Genomic DNA, 16,759 nt, shown 5'->3' with positions numbered 1-16,759 from the left:
TTATGGCAAATGGAACAGATAAAAAAAAGTATGAAGCAGCAGTAGCAGCTTTCATCAAAGAAAACAAACCCAAACGACAAGTTGTATATGATGATTTATCCAATCAGCTTGCTACACCATTCACTTTGAATGCAGATGAAATGGACAAATTGATCCAAAAGATTGAAGACGCAGGTATCAGTGTGGTGGATGAAAATGGTGATCCATCAATTCACAGCTTGAAAAGTGCTGAGAAAAAAGCTGAACAGGCAAAAACAGAAGATCTATCTGCGCCAACCGGTGTAAAAATCAATGACCCGGTTCGTATGTATCTGAAAGAAATTGGCCGTGTCTCCCTTTTAACTGCGGAAGAAGAAGTAGCGTTAGCATTGAAAATCGAAGAAGGCGACCAAGAAGCAAAACAGCGTTTAGCAGAAGCAAACCTTCGTTTAGTAGTAAGTATCGCTAAACGTTATGTAGGGCGAGGCATGCAGTTCCTTGACTTGATCCAAGAAGGAAATATGGGGCTGATGAAGGCAGTTGAAAAATTTGACTATCGCAAAGGGTTCAAGTTTTCTACTTATGCTACATGGTGGATTCGTCAAGCAATTACTCGTGCAATCGCCGACCAAGCACGTACGATCCGTATTCCAGTTCACATGGTAGAAACAATCAATAAATTGATTCGTATCCAGCGTCAATTGTTGCAAGACCTAGGAAGAGAACCTACGCCGGAAGAAATCGGTGCAGAAATGGACCTTCCGACAGAAAAAGTCCGCGAAATCTTGAAAATCGCGCAGGAACCTGTTTCTCTTGAAACGCCAATCGGTGAAGAAGATGATTCTCATTTAGGTGATTTCATCGAAGACCAAGAAGCAACAAGTCCAGCAGAACACGCAGCATATGAACTACTAAAAGAACAATTGGAAGATGTACTAGATACATTGACTGATCGGGAAGAGAATGTCCTTCGCTTACGTTTTGGCCTAGACGATGGACGTACGAGAACACTGGAAGAAGTAGGAAAAGTATTTGGTGTTACTCGGGAACGTATTCGTCAGATCGAGGCTAAAGCGTTGAGAAAATTACGCCATCCTTCTCGTTCAAAACAATTAAAAGACTTCTTAGAATAAGCATGAACTATTGATCAGAAGAGAAATCAGTAAAATGGTTTGGTTTATTTTAAAAGAAAAAAAGCTTGGGACTACGCGGTCTCAAGCTTTTTTTTCTATAGGGAAAAAATTTATTCATTATTTTTAAGTAAATCCTAAAAATAAGCTATTGGCGTGACGTATAGAATATGATAGATTAAATGGTAGCGTAAACCTAGTAAAGGAGCCGATCGCTAAGTGATGAAAAAATGTCCAAATTGCGGATCGAAAAAAATGGATGAGAACAATATCTGTCCAGACTGCGGTCATCAACTAACTGCAGAAGATCAGCAAACAAAAGAAACAATCGAAGAAATAAATGCAGATGAAACTATGCAGGATAAATCAACTGAAGACGCAGTCTTTCCTGATACAGAATTAAACGATCCAATCGAATGGTCGGAATTGAAAGATCTACCTCTCGAATCTGTGATGGAATTATTCGAAAAAACAGAACCAGAAGACGATGTATCATCTACTCACGATAAAGTAGCCAATAAAGAAAAAATGGAACAGAAGAAAGTGACTGTTCATGAGACTTTGGAAAAATCAGGAAAGAATCAAGAGGAAACCCTTGAATCAAAACAAAAAAGAAGAGTAGCTGAACTAAAAGAAATCGTCGAGAATGAGGAAGAAAATTCGATACTATCCGCCTATATCAAAGCACATCGTGAAGATACAAAGGAAGAGCACGCGGAAGAGCTGCTCAAAATGATCAGTGAAAAAATTGCACAGGAAAACAAAGTAGAACCAGAACATGACGCTGAAAAAGACGCTGAAAAAGACATTAGTAGAGTAAACGCTGCAGGTAAAGAATCAGTAAAAACGAATGATCTAAAAACGGATGTCCCGGAAAAAACTGAAACATTGTCTGAAAAACAATCAGAAGACGAGAAATCGAATGGGTTGCCGGAAGCAGAGAAAAAAGAAATGCTCGAAAAAGCAGACAAGAAATCAACAGAGTCAGATAGTATAAATAATGAAGCCGATGCTGAAAGTCAATCTGCAAGTGAAGATAGCACTGTTCTTGAAGCTAAAATAGAAAAAGAAGAGAACCAGCCTGAGCTGATTGAAGCAGAAACAGAACCAACAACAATCGTGCCAAATACTGTAAAAACGCCTCAAGAATCAAACCTAGAAAAAAAAGATCTAGATAAGACACAAAAGAAAAAATCAAAAAAAGTGCCTTATCTCGCTTTAGCAGCAGTTCTTCTACTAGGTGGGGGAGGCTGGGCTTATTATGACCATCATCAAAAAGTAGAAGCCGAAGTAGCAGCAGAAGCAAAAAGACAGCGACAAATGGAAGACCTTCACGGGAAACTTGCTGCCTTTTATACAGATGATCACCATCAATTTATTCGTGCAGATATGATTCATCAAGATCTATCGAAACTAAAAAATGATTTATCAAGTCTTAAGAATGAAAAAGGATATTCAGAGTTAGAAACAACTTATCAAGATATCCAATCTAAGATCCAAGATATCCAGAAAGTGAATGAATGGTTCGTAGCTCCTGTGATCGTCGATGATCATCTAGCAGATGACATCAAGTTGAAAGCAGATAAAGAGATACAAACGATCGAAACGGATAACACAGATTTTGGAAAATTGATTCAACAAGCACAAACAGAAGCTAAAAATCAATATGCTGAATTGCAAACAGCTAAAGAAAAAACAGCTATAGTCTTTAAAGACGGAAAAGTAGTGGGTTCAGCGACACGCGACCAATACAAGACGGCAAAAGAAGCAGTAGAAAAGGTGAAAAATACAGATCTATCTGCTCAGTTGAATGAACAGTTGAAACAAGTAGATAAGATGCTCACTGATAAAGAGAAAAAAGAAGAAGAGGAAAAGAAAAAAGCAGAAGAAGCGAAAAAAGCAGCTGAAGAACAAGCAAAACAAGCCGCTCAACAAGCTGCCGCTCAAGCCGCTCAACAAGCTGCGGTCGCACAAGCAGCACAGCAAGAAGCGGCATCCTCGACCCCGTCCTCTTCAAACTCAGCAAATCAGCCAATCAAATCTGCCAGAGCAAGTGATATTGCCGATGCATCTAATCCAGCATGGACGTGGGCACCAGGTGTCCAAAGCAAAGTGATTGCTACATGTATCCAACGTGGATATATCGTTGAAGGAGGATACAGATTAGAAAAAGCCAGAATCGAAAATGGGGAAGGCTATTACAATCTATATGCCACTTCAACAAAATCTGCATTGATGAAAGGCATTGGAGAAAGTGCGTTGCCATTTTATATCGTAACGATCAACTGTAAAACTGGGTGGTTCGGAGGAAATGGGAGCAATTAGTTTTAGCTAAAACGAAAGAGGTTGTGAGCCTGCCGTTTCACTCTGAGTCACAAGGAACAATTTCAAAAAACAGCTTCTCATGTTTGATGAATAGTGTGACTTGAAACCGAAGAGTTGGCAGGTGAACATCGTTTATTCGAAAAAGGGGAGTATGACACAACTGTCGTCATACTCCTTTTTTCACCTTTCCAAAGCAAGGCTCAGCTATTCAAGTAGATAACATTATGTTATGATAGCAAAGAAATGTATTAAGAAAACCTTTCACTATAGAGGGAGAAAAAAATGAACGATTTATTAGCAACTATATTTACAGGTATTATTATTGATGAAAATGAAAAAAATTACTTTGTCCAAAAAAATGGGCAAACCTTTGGCTTAAGCAAATCAGAGGGCGAGCACAAAATCGGTGAGGCAGTGGAAGGATTCGGCTACCAAAATCAAAAACATGAAAACCGGATCACTACACAAATTCCAAAAAGTCGCATCGGTCACTATGCATTTGGAATCGTTACTGCTACACGAAAGGATTTAGGGGCATTTGTCGATATCGGTCTTCCAGATAAAGACTTTGTCGTATCTCTTGATGAATTACCGACCATGACAGAGCTGTGGCCTAAAAAGGGAGATCGTTTGATGATTTCCCTTAGAGTTGACGCAAAGGACCGTGTTTGGGGGAGCTTAGCAGACGAAAAAATATTCAAATCTTTAAGCAAGTATGGAACAGAAGAAATGAAAAACAAAGATGTGATAGGAACAGCCTACCGTTTGAAATTAACAGGTACATATGTTTTGACTGAAGATTTCTATCTTGGGTTTATCCATCCTTCTGAACGATATAACGAACCTCGACTAGGCGAGCAGGTAAAAGGGCGTGTGATCGGTGTCCGACCAGATGGTGTACTGAATCTTTCATTGAAACCAAGAGCGTATGAAGCAATATCAGATGATGCACAAATGATTTTAACCATTTTAGAACGTTCTGCAGATCAGCAAATCAACTTTACAGATAAATCAGATCCAGAAGACATCATGAAAGCTTTCGGCATCAGCAAAGGTGCTTTTAAGCGAGCATTAGGCAATCTTTTGAAACAAGGACTGATTAAACAAGAAAATGGTGTGACAAAATTAGTCAAAAAATCTAATTGAGAATCCCTTGCATGTTTTTCTTAACTAGCTTATAATAATTTTAATTAACACAGTGCTATTGTTTTTCTAAATTGTAATTATTATAAATTGTTGGGGTTGAGTAAATGGTCATGAATGCTATTTCGGCGATGAAAAAAACAAAACAGCAGCTACATGAATCGGGGTTCAAGCTGACACCGCAAAGAGAAGCTACCCTGCTTGTGCTTTTGGAGAATGAGAAAGAGCATTTGTCTGCAGAAGAGATCTTCTTTTTAGTGAAAAAAAAGAGTCCAGAAATTGGACTTGCTACTGTTTATAGAACCCTTGAAATCTTGACAGAATTAAAAATTGTCGATAAAGTAAGTTTTAATGATGGATTAGCCCGTTATGATTTGAGAAAAGAAGGCGCCAAACATTTCCATCATCATTTACTATGCTTGAACTGCGGCACGATCGAGGAAGTAGAAGAGGATCTTTTACTTGAAGTGGAGCAAGTAGTAGAAGAACGTTATCATTTTTTAGTAAAAGATCATCGGCTGACGTTCCATGGAATCTGTCAGGAATGTTATGAAAAAGAAAAAAGAAACCAGTCCGTCTGAGTGTCTAGACGGCTTTTTCTTTGCTCAGATTATGGAAAAAGACTATCAGAATGAAGCGGTATCTGATATGATAGAGAGGCATGAGGGGGATTATTATGAAAGAGCAAATCAACGATTATCTCCACTACTTGAATATTGAACGGGGATTATCCGCCAATACACGTCAAAGCTATGAACGTGATTTGGAACAATACTTGCATTTTCTAGAAGAGCAGAAAGTTGCTTCATGGCAAGATGTCGATCGTTTTTTAGTCATCCGTTTTCTGGAAAAACTGCATGAAGAAAAAAAAGCGACAGCAACCGTTACGCGGATGATCTCAAGCCTCAGAAGATTCCATCAGTTTTTACGACAAGAGCGTGTTACGGATCATGATCCAATGCAGCATATCGATACGCCAAAGAAAGCGCAGAAATTACCAAGTACATTGACGCTGGCAGAAGTAGAAAAGCTGATTGAAGCACCTGATACGACAAAAACGTTAGGGATAAGAGATCGTGCAATCTTAGAAGTCATGTATGCTACTGGGATGCGCGTCAGTGAATTGATTGGATTGAAATTGGGAGATCTTCATCTTTCTCTTGGGCTGGTACAGACAGTCGGTAAAGGAGATAAAGAGCGGATTATTCCTTTAGGTGATTATGCGATCCAATGGCTGGAACGCTACTTAGACGAAGCACGTCCGTTACTTGTAAAGGACGCATCTGAAATGCATGTATTTGTCAATAATCACGGAAAAGGTCTTTCCCGGCAAGGAATCTGGAAAAATCTGAAACAGCTAGTAAGAGAGGCTGGGATTTACAAAGAAGTAACGCCGCATACGCTGCGGCACAGCTTTGCCACCCACTTGCTAGAAAACGGAGCAGATTTGCGGACAGTACAAGAATTGTTAGGTCACGCGGATATCTCTACGACACAGATTTATACACATATCACGAAAAAAAGGATGACAGATGTTTATAAGCAGCATTTTCCAAGGGCTTAGTCATAGGAAGGTGAGAAGATGTTAACACATTACCGAAAAGAAAACCGTAAAATTGCTATGGGACTGTTGAGTTTCCATAAGAAGCTGACAGGTAAGTCTTCTTTGTTGAAGGAGATAGATACGTACGAATCTGAAGATGATTATGAACTTTTTTTCTTTACGCCAGAAGGTTCGACCAACATTCAAGGAATCATTGGTGTTTATTGGGCAACGAACGATCAGCTGATCATCCATGACATTTCTTTGAATCCATCTTATCGTGGTGAGAATATGGGCTTCCAAATGTTAGATGAATTACAAGAAAAGTATCCGGATGTCTCCATCCGTGCAACTGAAATCACAGAGCCTTATATTGGAAAGTGGCTAGCAAAGAAAAAGAAGAAAGAGTGAATGAGTTGACGGAGATCAATATTAAATTAGATGTATTCGAGGGACCTCTCGATCTGCTGCTTCATCTGATTCAGCAAATGGAAATCGATATATATGATATACCAATTGCTACGATCACAGAGCAATATATGAATTATATCCATACAATGAAAACATTAGAGCTAGCTGTTGCAGGAGAATACCTAGTGATGGCTGCTACATTGATGGCAATCAAAAGTAAGACGTTGCTCCCTATCCAAGAGTTTGTTACAGATGATGAAGAACTATGGGAAGAAGATCCTCGAGAAGAATTGGTCACTCAGCTTTTAGAATACCGTAAGTATAAGTATGCGGCTGAAAAATTAACAGAAAAAGCAGAGGAACGAAGTCTTTATTACACAAAAGACCCTATGAACATCGATGGATTGGCGGATGTTGAAAAGCCGTTGAAGCGAGGACAAGTCAAAAAAATCGATTTGATCCGTGCCATGCAGAAAATTTTGGAACGTAAGAAATTTTCTCAAAAAGTGGAAAAAACGATCACGCCGGATGATACAACGATCGAAGAACGAATGATCTTTATCGAAGAGCGTATAAAAAGAAACACGCATGGCTGTACCTTCGACTCTTTTTTTGAGTCGCCTTCCAAAAGTGAAGTTGTCACTACTTTTATGGCTTTGCTAGAGTTGATGAAAAAAGGACAGATTATTGCGCAACAAAAAGAAAACTATGAATCAATTATGCTTTATCTAGCAGTAGGAGATACCGAACATGACGAAATTAAGTGAACTTGAAGCCCTTCTTTTTATTGTTGGCGAGGAAGGAATCAGTAATGAAGAATTAAGCGGACTGTTGAATCTCAGTGAAGCAGAAGTCGCAAATTTAGTGAAAGAATTAAGAGACTCTTACGCTCAAAACCCGCACTCAGCTTTGCATATTTTTGAAACGGAAAGCCATTATGTATTAACGACTAAAAAAGAGCTAGCGCCATTGCTCAAGCGATATGCGCAAGGAACATCGAACACGTTATCTCAAGCCGCTGTCGAGACTTTAGCAATCATTGCCTATAAACAACCAATCACACGAGCTGAGATCGAGCAGATTCGAGGCGTTCAGGTTTCAGGAGCGGTACAGCGTCTGGCTGCTCATAAACTGATTGAAGAAAAAGGCAGAGTAGAAGGACCAGGTCGACCGATATTATATGGAACAACTGGTTACTTCTTGGATTATTTTGGGCTGAAATCATTAGAGGAACTGCCTGATACACAAGAAATGGAAATTTCACTTGAAGAAGATGTGTCACCAGATCTATTCTTTGATGGAATGAATAAAGGAGAACAATTGTAAATGGAGAGATTACAAAAAGTAATTGCCCACGCTGGCATTACTTCTCGTCGAAAAGCAGAAGAATTTATCCTTGCAGGACGTGTAAAAGTAAACGGACAAGTTGTAAGAGAATTAGGGATAAAAGTTGGAAAACATGACACTGTGGAAGTGGATGAAGTGCCAATTTATCAAGAAGAATACGGTTATTATTTATTATACAAACCTAAAGGAGTCATTTCTGCTGTAGCAGATGACAAAGGAAGAAAAGTCGTTACGGACCTTCTGCCGATGGTAAAAGAACGAATTTACCCCGTAGGTCGACTGGATTACGATACTTCGGGTATCTTACTGCTGACAAATGATGGAGATTTTGCCCAGCGCCTGACACATCCAAAACATGAAGTGGATAAAGTTTATGTCGCAAAAGTAAAAGGGATTGCGACAAAATCAATGCTTGCACCTTTGGCAAAAGGAATAAAGATCGAAGGACGAAAAACGTCTCCAGCTAAATTCCAAATTTTATCAGTGGATCCTAAGACAAATCACAGTATCGTGGAATTGACGATCCACGAAGGACGGAATCATCAAGTGAAAAATATGCTTCAAGCAGTTGGGCTCCCTGTGCAAAAGTTAAAACGTGAAAAATACGGTGATTTGACATTACAAGGTCTACGCCCTGGGGATTATCGTGAATTGAACAAAAAAGAAGTCAGCAGCTTATTGAACCATTCAAAATAAACACTTACTTTTTATAAGTGTTAAATGTTGCGTTTTTTGAAGAGATATGTATAATGAATATGTAAACAAAATTTATATAAGGTTCGTCTTCAGGGGCAGGGTGAAATTCCCGACCGGTGGTTATAGTCCACGACCTATTTTGCAAAAAATAGCTGAATCGGTGAAATTCCGATACCGACAGTATAGTCTGGATAAAGAAGATAGGGCTTATTTGACGCACACTTGATCAAATAACTCTAACTCTATTTTCCCTGGAAAATAGAGTTTTTTCATTTGGAGAGAAACGTCAAAAAGTTCGCTGAAGAGGAGTCCTAACAGGAGGATTTCAAATGAAGAACACCCGTGTACAGAAAATGGTTGCAGTAGCGATGTTTGCTGCGATCGCATTAGTTTTACAGTATTTTGCTTTTCCGATCATGCCGGCTTTTAGTTTTTTGAAGATTGATTTTAGTGATATCCCGGTATTGATCAGTATGTTCTTATTCGGTCCAGCGGCCGGAGTAGCAACAGCGTTCTTGCGTTCAGTATTACATCTGCTGACTACAGGTTTTTCTCCAGATAACCTAGTGGGAGACACAGCTAGTTTCTTATCAACAACGATCTTTACCTTTCCGATTTATTACTTCTTTAGTGTAAAGAAACAGCATAAAGGAAGAAATAAATTTTTAGGTGTGATTACAGGAACGATTGCTCTGACTATTTTCATGAGTATCGCGAATTATTTCGTTATTACGCCTCTTTACTTAATGTTTTTAGGACTGAACGCGACACAGATGTTGGGGATGTCTTTAGCAAATTATGTATTGATTGGGATTGTTCCTTTCAACTTAATCAAAGGATTCATCGTGAGTGCTGTCTTTTTAGTGCTACATGCGCAACTTCTTCCATGGTTAAGTCGAAAACAACATCAGTTGGAACAACGTCATACAGCAGTTAAATAAATGTCAAAAAGATCAAGAAATTCTTGATCTTTTTTTTTGGAAAAAAATACAATACATGCAATATTGTAAACGTTTTATTTGTCTGTTTTGAGTATTTTTTTTATTTATGCATAAAAATCAATTGGTTCTTTTGAAATGTGAAATCCTTCTCCTTTTAAAAGACGGAAATGTTTGTTTATATAAAAAAGGAAACGCTACAATAAAAATGAAGAAAGCTTTAAAAACCTAAGAGAAGGGGGAGGAAATAGGAAAAAACGAACTTTTTGAACAAAAGTTTTATAAAATGCGTGTTATTATTTTTGTTCTGGTACTCTTTTTGATAAAATAACATTAGAGCCAAAAATGATGTCTCTAACGGAAAAGAAAGGAAGAAGAAGATGGAACAAACAAAGAAGAAAAAATTTCAAATGCCTTCAGCGTATACGGTCTTATTCATTATTATTGCAGTAATCGCTGTACTTACTTGGTTTATACCAGCTGGGCACTATAGTGTAGACGATGCAGGCAACATTGTCGCTGGATCATATGAACGAGTACAACAAAATCCTCAAGGGCTGTGGGATATTTTCATGGCGCCAATCAATGGGATGCTAGGTGTACCAGCGGGGGAGCTAACTAAAGAAACACCTGCTGCAATCCCAATCTCTTTCTTCATTTTAGTTGTTGGTGGATTTTTAGGTATTATCAACAAAACAGGTGCACTAGATGCCGGAATCGCTTCAGTTGTGAAGAAATTCAAAGGAAAAGAAAAAATGCTTATTCCAGTATTGATGCTGTTATTTGCATTAGGCGGATCTACTTATGGAATGGCAGAAGAAACGATTCCGTTCTATGCTTTACTGATCCCAGTTATGATGGCAGTAGGCTTTGATACAGTGGTAGCAGTAGCCATCGTATTAGTAGGGTCTCAAGTAGGTTGTTTAGCTTCAACGGTCAATCCTTTCGCAACAGGCGTAGCTTCACAAGCTGTTGGGATTTCGATGGGTGAAGGTATTGGTCTTCGATTCTTGATGTTCGTTATTTTGTTAGCTATTTCTATTGTATATGTGTATCGCTATGCATCAAAAATCGAAAAAGATCCAACAAAATCATTAGTATACAATCAACGTAAAGAAGATATGAAACATTTCGATATCGAAGCAATCGGTCGCCAAGAAGTAATCACGAAAAAACAAAAACATGTAAATGTATTGTTCTTCATTACTTTTGGTATCATGATCATCAGTTTGATTCCTTGGACAACCTTGAATGCGAATTTCACAATTTTTGAATCGTTGACAAACTGGTTAACAAATCTTCCAGTACTAGGTACTGTTTTAGGTAAAAGCATGCTTCCACTAGGTGACTGGTACTTCCCAGAAATTACTATGTTGTTCTTAGTCATGTCAATCGTCGTAGCAATCACGTATGGTATGAAAGAATCTGAATTCGTCTCTGAATTTTTAGCTGGTGCTTCTGACTTGATTGGTGTAGCTATCGTAGTAGCTGTTGCTCGTGGTATCCAAGTAGTTATGAACAACGGGTTGATTACAGACACTATCTTACACTGGGGCGAACAAGGATTAAGTTCATTATCTTCAAGTGTATTCATCATCATTACATTTATTTTCTATATTCCTATGTCATTCTTGATTCCTTCAACTTCTGGCTTAGCTGCTGCAACAATGGGAATCATGGGACCTATGGGTGAATTTGCCGGTGTAGGGAAGGATTTAGTTATCACTGCTTATCAATCTGCGTCTGGCTTAGTAAACTTGATTACACCAACATCAGCTATCGTAATGGGTGCTGTAGCGATTGCTCGTTTCGATGTTTCAGTATGGTGGAAATTTACTGGTAAATTAATTGCGATATTATTTGTAGCCATCTGTGTGATCCTAGGTGTAGCAGCAATGTTCTAAACCTAGACAAATACAGGTACAAGGTCTATCATAAGAGTGAAGAAACCGATATACGGCTATCGATAAGCACGTGGATAAGTCGATTGCTCCATTCAGTGAGTGTTTTTTCTTTCATCATTTGTTAAGAACATTCTGCTTGCTGATGGAGCAGGCTTAAAACGTCATTATTAGAGAAGAAGAGGTTGTGTCGGAGGCATTTGACATAACCCTTTTTAACATATTAGGAGGTTAAAATCATGAAACAATTTGTGACAGAACAACATCATGAACAAGCATTAGAATCATTGAGCGAATTGATCCGTATCCCTTCCGTACTAGATGAAGCAGATTCAGGGAAAGGACACCCCTTCGGTAAAAAAGTGATTGAAGCTTTAGACAAAGTATTGGAAATCAGTGAAAAGCTAGGATTTAGAACATTTAAAGATCCAGAAGGCTATTACGGTTATTCAGAGATTGGCTCAGGAGATGAATTATTCGGTATCTTGTGTCATATGGATGTTGTTCCGGCAGGCGACGAAAACAATTGGGAAACGAAACCATTCGATCCAACCGTAAAAGATGGCTGGTTAGTTGGTCGTGGCTCCCAAGATGACAAAGGTCCTTCCATTGCGGCAATGTATGCTGTAAAAGCTTTGATGGACGCTGGCGTGGAATTCAAAACACGTATTCGTTTTATCTTTGGTACAGATGAAGAAAATTTGTGGCGTTGTTTAGAAAAATATAACGAAAAAGAAGAAGGCATTACGCAAGGATTTGCGCCAGACGCTGAATTCCCTTTAATTTATGCGGAAAAAGGCTTATTACAAGCTTACTTGACAGGCCCTGGAACGAACGATTTTTCTGTAAAAGCTGGCGGGGCGCTGAATGTTGTTCCTGATGCAGCTCCTTATTCTGGTGAAAAGATTTCTGAAGTAAAAGAAGCATTGAAAAAACACGGATTCGATTTCGAAGAACAAGGCGAAGGAATCGTCGTTCTTGGTAAAAGTATCCACGCGAAAGATGCCGCACAAGGAGTGAATGCTATTTCTCGTCTGGCAATCGCTCTTTCAGAAGTATTCGATTTTGGCCCAATCAATTTCTTAGGAAAATTAGTTCAAGAAAATGCAACTGGTGAAGCAGTCGTGGGCAAGACAGAAGATGAACAATCTGGTGAGCTAACGATGAACTTTGCAAGTTTGGAAATCACACCAGAACAAACAAAAATCGGTGTAGATATGAGAATTCCTGTGACATTCAAAAAAGAGGATTTAGTAGCTAAATTAACGAAAACAGCAGAAAAATATGAGTTGTCTTATGAAGAGTTTGACTTCCTAGATTCATTATACGTGCCATTGGATAGTGAGTTAGTGAAAAACCTATTGGGGACATATCGCGAGATTACTGGAGACATGACTGAACCATTTGTATCAGGTGGCGCTACCTTTGCCCGTACGATGAACCAGTGTGTGGCATTCGGTGCGATGTTCCCTGATACTCCTGACTTCATGCATCAGGCAAATGAACGATGGGAATTAAGCAGTATGTATAAAGCAATGGAAATTTATGCAGAAGCAGTGTATCGTTTGTGCGCTAAATAAAAAATAATCATATAAAAAGGCGGATATTCAAATGGATATTCCGTCTTTTTTATTTGGTGCTGGAAAGTTTGCATTTTTCTCTTATTTTTTTTAAGGTATAATCATACTTGATTGAGAAGAAGGTATAAACTCAGATAGAAAAGGTGGGAGAAATTGAAAATATTTAGACGAATACTAATTGGCTTAGTCATTATTTTAGGATTACTTGGCGGAGGCGGTTATTACTATATACAGCAAAATACGTACGAACCATCGTCAGAAGCACAAAAGGTGGTAAAAGAAGGAAGAAACAAAGAAGATTATTTGTTTTTTGAAGGAGAGAAAAAGAACCAGGCAAAGTCTCCATTACTTATTTTTTATCCTGGTGCTCTCATAGACCCAGAAAGTTATAGTATTTGGGCGCAAGATTTAGCAAAAAACGGCTACTCAGTTGCTATTGTCAAAATGCCTCTTGATCTAGCAGTGATAGGTGGAAACAAAGCGGATAAGATCAAAGAAGATTTTCCGGATTCCGATTATGTGATCGGTGGTCACTCTTTAGGCGGTGTCATGGCAAGTCGATATGCGAATAAGAATCATTCAGACAGTCATTTAAAAGGGGTATTCTTCATGGCAAGCTATCCCGATAAAAAAGGAACATTGAAAGAATCAGCTGTCCCAGTTTTATCCATTACAGCAACTAAAGATAAGGTATTGAATCAGAAAGCTTATGAAGAAGCCAAGCAGTACTTACCAGAAAGAACAGAGTATGTATCAATCAACGGCGGGAACCACGGAGGCTTTGGTAGCTATGGTGAGCAAAAAGGAGATGGAGAAGCAGAAATTTCTAACGCAGATCAGCAAACTGTGATTGTCAATACATTGGAAAACTGGCTGAAAAAGTTGAAATAACCGAAATGGGTCCTATAGGGTCTATGAAAAAACAAGTCAAATAAATAGATAATAAATATAACTTTCAAAATAAGTCGGGATTTCACGGAATGGGAGAAACAGATCCCGGCTTATTTTCAAGTTTAGAAAATCTAGTGTTCATTTTTAAAGCTTAGTTTGACTTAAATTTTGTTTTCTAATAAAATCGCCCGAACTGGACATTTTTGATACGCTTTTCTTACATACGCTTCTTCTTCCGGCATGACGAACTGTTGATGAGCCTCTGGTTCTTGGGCAAATAAAACGATTCCTTCTTCATCATAATCGAAAATATCCGGCGCTTCGATTTGGCAAAGACCGCATGCAATACAGCGTTCAGGTACAAGTTTACATAGTAGTGACATTTCTAACCATCCTAACTTAAGGAGAATAATATGATTGTTTTTATTTTATCGCTATTTTCATCAAGAAACAAGCTGCGAGTCAGCTCTCTTTACCAGTTCCTTGTGGGAAAGCGAACGACTTCAGTACTTATTTTCGGATTTACTCACGAACTTTTATTTGCTCATAACAGTTTTCCAGAATTGAAACAGGACAAGTTTTCTCAGATTATGCAAAAACTTGCACAGCAAGGCTGGATCGAAATAAATGAAAATGAAGCAAAACTAACGTCTGCAGGAGCAGATAGGTTGTCTGAACTTCACACAGAATATACTGGTTTGCGTTTTGACCGATATGGACGAACTGGGGAAACTAGTTGGCGGCTCATCAAATTTGCTGTTCAAGTGATTTCTAATCTGGCATCTGGGAACCAAAATTATCTTCCAGCAGAGACAAGTCCTTTTTATACTTTTCAACTGAAAAAATGGCTTAGTGGAAGCAGATTGTCACGTGGAATTTTGATTGATAGCGCGTATGAAAGTTTAGCGCAGCTGTTTTCGGAGATACCAGAAGGAGCAGCCGATTTTTTAGCTAACCAATTCTCTGGAAATGATCGAACAGGCCTTCTGCCATATCAGCTAGCAAAAACCAATGATGAGTCAGCTGTTTATTTACAACAAAGCAGATGTATCCATCTTTTGCTCGCACAAATAGAAGAACGGCCAGATTCGCTATGGTATGTGTTGATTGATCCGTTATTACAGCAAAATTTCAATCAAAGCATGATGATCACCAAGCAGATGTTTATGAATGGTCAGACAATTGACCAGATTATGGCAATCCGTCATTTAAAAAAAGGGACGGTAACAGATCATCTTATTGAGTGGGCCTTGTTTTTTGATGATTTTCCATACGAGCGGATTCTCTCTCAAGAAACGGTCGAACGGTTGGAACCAAATAAGGATTCCGTGCGCGAGTGGCGCTTCAGCGAATTGAATGTAGATGGACAATTAGATTATGGAGAATTTCGTTTGTATCAAATCTATCTATTGAGAAAGGAAGCGATACAGAATGTTAATAAATGAATTAAAAAAATATTTTGGATTCGATTCATTTCGACCCGGCCAAGAAGAAATTATTCAGGCGTTGCTTGATGGAGAAGATACTCTCGCTATTTTGCCTACAGGAACGGGGAAAAGCCTATGCTATCAATTAACAGGGTATTTAATGGATGGGATGGTCCTCATCGTGTCACCGCTACTTTCTCTCATGGAAGATCAAGTAACACAACTGCAAAAACGAGGGGAAAAACGAGTAGCTGCTTTCAATAGCTTGCTTTCGCGAGCTGAAAGAGGATATGTTCTCCGTCATCTGTCGCAATATAAATTTTTATTTTTGAGTCCGGAAATGTTGACTAACCCTTCTCTATTAGAGCAGCTGAAAAAACAGGATATAGCGCTATATGTAGTGGATGAGGCCCATTGTGTATCACAATGGGGGGTTGATTTTCGGCCAGAATATCAACAGTTAGGAAAAATCCGCGAGCATTTGGGAAACCCAGTCACATTGGCTCTAACGGCGACAGCGACAGATTTGGTAGCGAAAGATATACGTCAGGTGCTATTTGATCGACAGCCAAAAGAGGTTAGACAATCAGTCAATCGACAAAACATCTCGCTTTTTGTTCGAAAGACGCAGCAAAAAGAACAAGAACTTGAACAATTCATGGAAAGAGCACAAGGTGCGGCAATTATTTATTGTGCAACAAAAAAAGAAGTCGAACGCTTGTATCATTTATTCAGGGAGCGCTTTTCAGTTGGATATTATCACGGTGGCCTTGACACAGCTCAAAGAAGACAGCTTCAGCAACAGTTTGTAAAAAATCAGCTGCAGTTTCTCATTGCTACGAACGCATTTGGTATGGGGATCGATAAATCTGATATTCGTTATGTGATCCATTACGATTTGCCAGACAGTCTGGAAAACTATGTACAAGAAATCGGTCGAGCAGGCAGAGATCAAGAAGAAAGTGCAGCAATCCTTTTATATCAAAGTGGAGATGAACGTATTCATTATTTCTTTAATCAACTTTCTAGAGAACAGCGACAAAGTTTTGAGCTTTATTTGGAATATGCAGCAGAGCAAGCGCCATTTGATGAGCTGCAAAAAAAATGGATGGAGTTGATCCAACAGTCTGAAAAACCAGAAAATTGGGTGGAACGGCTCAAACGCCAGGAAAAAGAAAAAGAATTCCGCCTACAGCAGATGCTTCGTTATATCCATGAAGAAGACTGCCGCAGAAAATTCATCTTGGCCTATTTTGGTGAAGAACTTTCCGAAAAGCCGCAGAATTGTTGTGATATTGATGGCGCAAAAGTAGAACTTCTACCAAAGAAAAAGGCTTTTTCTAAGACTGAACCGCTTCATTGGGAATCGATTTTACTAAATTTATTTAAAAAAAACATGGAACATTGATTTTTTAGGACAAGACACTTTTTCCTATGGTATAATACAC

16 protein-coding genes and 1 riboswitch are annotated in these 16,759 nt (G+C 38.7%); of the genes, 15 read left to right on the top strand and 1 reads right to left on the bottom strand.

Going from position 1 to position 16,759, the window contains the following annotated elements:
- Positions 1 to 2 precede the first annotated feature (2 nt).
- From rpoD to AC1F25_RS05615, 13 genes are all read left to right on the top strand, one after another.
- A complete protein-coding gene (gene rpoD, locus AC1F25_RS05675) occupies positions 3 to 1,112 on the top strand; it encodes an RNA polymerase sigma factor RpoD (RefSeq protein ID WP_002290142.1) in 1,110 nt (369 codons plus the stop codon).
- Between the two features lie 216 nt (positions 1,113 to 1,328).
- Entirely contained in the window at positions 1,329 to 3,434 is a 2,106-nt protein-coding gene (locus AC1F25_RS05670; protein WP_479987283.1) for a cell division site-positioning protein MapZ family protein, read from the top strand.
- Between the two features lie 282 nt (positions 3,435 to 3,716).
- Positions 3,717 to 4,580, top strand: coding sequence for a virulence factor B family protein (locus AC1F25_RS05665; protein ID WP_002290150.1), 864 nt, complete (start codon positions 3,717 to 3,719; stop codon positions 4,578 to 4,580).
- Positions 4,581 to 4,684: 104 nt separating this feature from the next.
- Entirely contained in the window at positions 4,685 to 5,158 is a 474-nt protein-coding gene (gene fur, locus AC1F25_RS05660; protein ID WP_002290152.1) for a ferric iron uptake transcriptional regulator, read from the top strand.
- Between the two features lie 95 nt (positions 5,159 to 5,253).
- Positions 5,254 to 6,141, top strand: coding sequence for a site-specific tyrosine recombinase XerD (gene xerD / locus AC1F25_RS05655; RefSeq protein ID WP_002309610.1), 888 nt, complete (start codon positions 5,254 to 5,256; stop codon positions 6,139 to 6,141).
- A gap of 18 nt (positions 6,142 to 6,159) precedes the next feature.
- Positions 6,160 to 6,531 (top strand): GNAT family N-acetyltransferase, encoded by a 372-nt coding sequence (locus AC1F25_RS05650; RefSeq protein ID WP_002290158.1) that lies wholly within the window; start codon positions 6,160 to 6,162, stop codon positions 6,529 to 6,531.
- Entirely contained in the window at positions 6,528 to 7,298 is a 771-nt protein-coding gene (locus AC1F25_RS05645; RefSeq protein ID WP_301178618.1) for a segregation/condensation protein A, read from the top strand. The genes AC1F25_RS05650 and AC1F25_RS05645 overlap by 4 nt, the downstream gene beginning before the upstream one ends.
- Positions 7,282 to 7,857 carry an SMC-Scp complex subunit ScpB gene (gene scpB / locus AC1F25_RS05640; RefSeq protein WP_002309607.1) on the top strand — a complete coding sequence of 192 codons (576 nt, stop codon included), beginning with the start codon at positions 7,282 to 7,284 and terminating at the stop codon, positions 7,855 to 7,857. Before AC1F25_RS05645 ends, scpB begins: the two co-directional genes overlap by 17 nt.
- Positions 7,858 to 8,574, top strand: a complete 717-nt coding sequence (locus AC1F25_RS05635; protein ID WP_002313886.1) for a pseudouridine synthase — start codon at positions 7,858 to 7,860, stop codon at positions 8,572 to 8,574. It begins immediately after the preceding gene.
- Positions 8,575 to 8,655: 81 nt separating this feature from the next.
- A riboswitch (FMN riboswitch) is annotated at positions 8,656 to 8,780 on the top strand.
- Positions 8,781 to 8,903: 123 nt separating this feature from the next.
- A complete protein-coding gene (locus tag AC1F25_RS05630) occupies positions 8,904 to 9,515 on the top strand; it encodes an ECF transporter S component (RefSeq protein WP_002309605.1) in 612 nt (203 codons plus the stop codon).
- A gap of 377 nt (positions 9,516 to 9,892) precedes the next feature.
- Entirely contained in the window at positions 9,893 to 11,416 is a 1,524-nt protein-coding gene (locus AC1F25_RS05625) for a YfcC family protein (protein WP_002290168.1), read from the top strand.
- Positions 11,417 to 11,652: 236 nt separating this feature from the next.
- Positions 11,653 to 12,993: a M20 family metallopeptidase gene (locus tag AC1F25_RS05620; RefSeq protein WP_002309602.1), complete on the top strand. Its 1,341-nt coding sequence runs from the start codon at positions 11,653 to 11,655 to the stop codon at positions 12,991 to 12,993.
- Positions 12,994 to 13,146: 153 nt separating this feature from the next.
- Complete coding sequence (locus tag AC1F25_RS05615) at positions 13,147 to 13,884, top strand: alpha/beta hydrolase (protein WP_002334997.1); 738 nt, start codon at positions 13,147 to 13,149, stop codon at positions 13,882 to 13,884.
- Positions 13,885 to 14,045: 161 nt separating this feature from the next.
- Here the strand turns inward: AC1F25_RS05615 and AC1F25_RS05610 are convergent, their stop codons facing one another.
- Positions 14,046 to 14,267 (bottom strand): ferredoxin, encoded by a 222-nt coding sequence (locus AC1F25_RS05610; protein ID WP_002309599.1) that lies wholly within the window; start codon positions 14,265 to 14,267, stop codon positions 14,046 to 14,048.
- Between the two features lie 30 nt (positions 14,268 to 14,297).
- Between AC1F25_RS05610 and AC1F25_RS05605 the strand changes: the two genes are divergently transcribed.
- A complete protein-coding gene (locus AC1F25_RS05605) occupies positions 14,298 to 15,329 on the top strand; it encodes a helix-turn-helix domain-containing protein (protein WP_479994321.1) in 1,032 nt (343 codons plus the stop codon).
- A complete protein-coding gene (locus AC1F25_RS05600) occupies positions 15,316 to 16,719 on the top strand; it encodes a RecQ family ATP-dependent DNA helicase (RefSeq protein WP_002309597.1) in 1,404 nt (467 codons plus the stop codon). Before AC1F25_RS05605 ends, AC1F25_RS05600 begins: the two co-directional genes overlap by 14 nt.
- Positions 16,720 to 16,759 lie beyond the last annotated feature (40 nt).

The organism is Enterococcus sp. M-BR2 (genome assembly GCF_056612775.1).
This window is presented reverse-complemented; position numbering and strand designations above follow the sequence as displayed.

What these genes read in the sequence shown, in the direction of transcription:
- rpoD (WP_002290142.1), top strand. Translation starts at nt 3, where the DNA reads ATGGCAAATGGAACAGATAAAAAAAAGTATGAAGCAGCAGTAGCAGCT.
- AC1F25_RS05665 (WP_002290150.1), top strand. Translation starts at nt 3,717, where the DNA reads ATGAACGATTTATTAGCAACTATATTTACAGGTATTATTATTGATGAA.
- AC1F25_RS05605 (WP_479994321.1), top strand. Translation starts at nt 14,298, where the DNA reads ATGATTGTTTTTATTTTATCGCTATTTTCATCAAGAAACAAGCTGCGA.
- AC1F25_RS05630 (WP_002309605.1), top strand. Translation starts at nt 8,904, where the DNA reads ATGAAGAACACCCGTGTACAGAAAATGGTTGCAGTAGCGATGTTTGCT.
- AC1F25_RS05620 (WP_002309602.1), top strand. Translation starts at nt 11,653, where the DNA reads ATGAAACAATTTGTGACAGAACAACATCATGAACAAGCATTAGAATCA.
- xerD (WP_002309610.1), top strand. Translation starts at nt 5,254, where the DNA reads ATGAAAGAGCAAATCAACGATTATCTCCACTACTTGAATATTGAACGG.
- AC1F25_RS05600 (WP_002309597.1), top strand. Translation starts at nt 15,316, where the DNA reads ATGTTAATAAATGAATTAAAAAAATATTTTGGATTCGATTCATTTCGA.
- scpB (WP_002309607.1), top strand. Translation starts at nt 7,282, where the DNA reads ATGACGAAATTAAGTGAACTTGAAGCCCTTCTTTTTATTGTTGGCGAG.
- AC1F25_RS05650 (WP_002290158.1), top strand. Translation starts at nt 6,160, where the DNA reads ATGTTAACACATTACCGAAAAGAAAACCGTAAAATTGCTATGGGACTG.
- AC1F25_RS05610 (WP_002309599.1), bottom strand. Translation starts at nt 14,267, where the DNA reads ATGTCACTACTATGTAAACTTGTACCTGAACGCTGTATTGCATGCGGT.
- fur (WP_002290152.1), top strand. Translation starts at nt 4,685, where the DNA reads ATGGTCATGAATGCTATTTCGGCGATGAAAAAAACAAAACAGCAGCTA.
- AC1F25_RS05625 (WP_002290168.1), top strand. Translation starts at nt 9,893, where the DNA reads ATGGAACAAACAAAGAAGAAAAAATTTCAAATGCCTTCAGCGTATACG.
- AC1F25_RS05635 (WP_002313886.1), top strand. Translation starts at nt 7,858, where the DNA reads ATGGAGAGATTACAAAAAGTAATTGCCCACGCTGGCATTACTTCTCGT.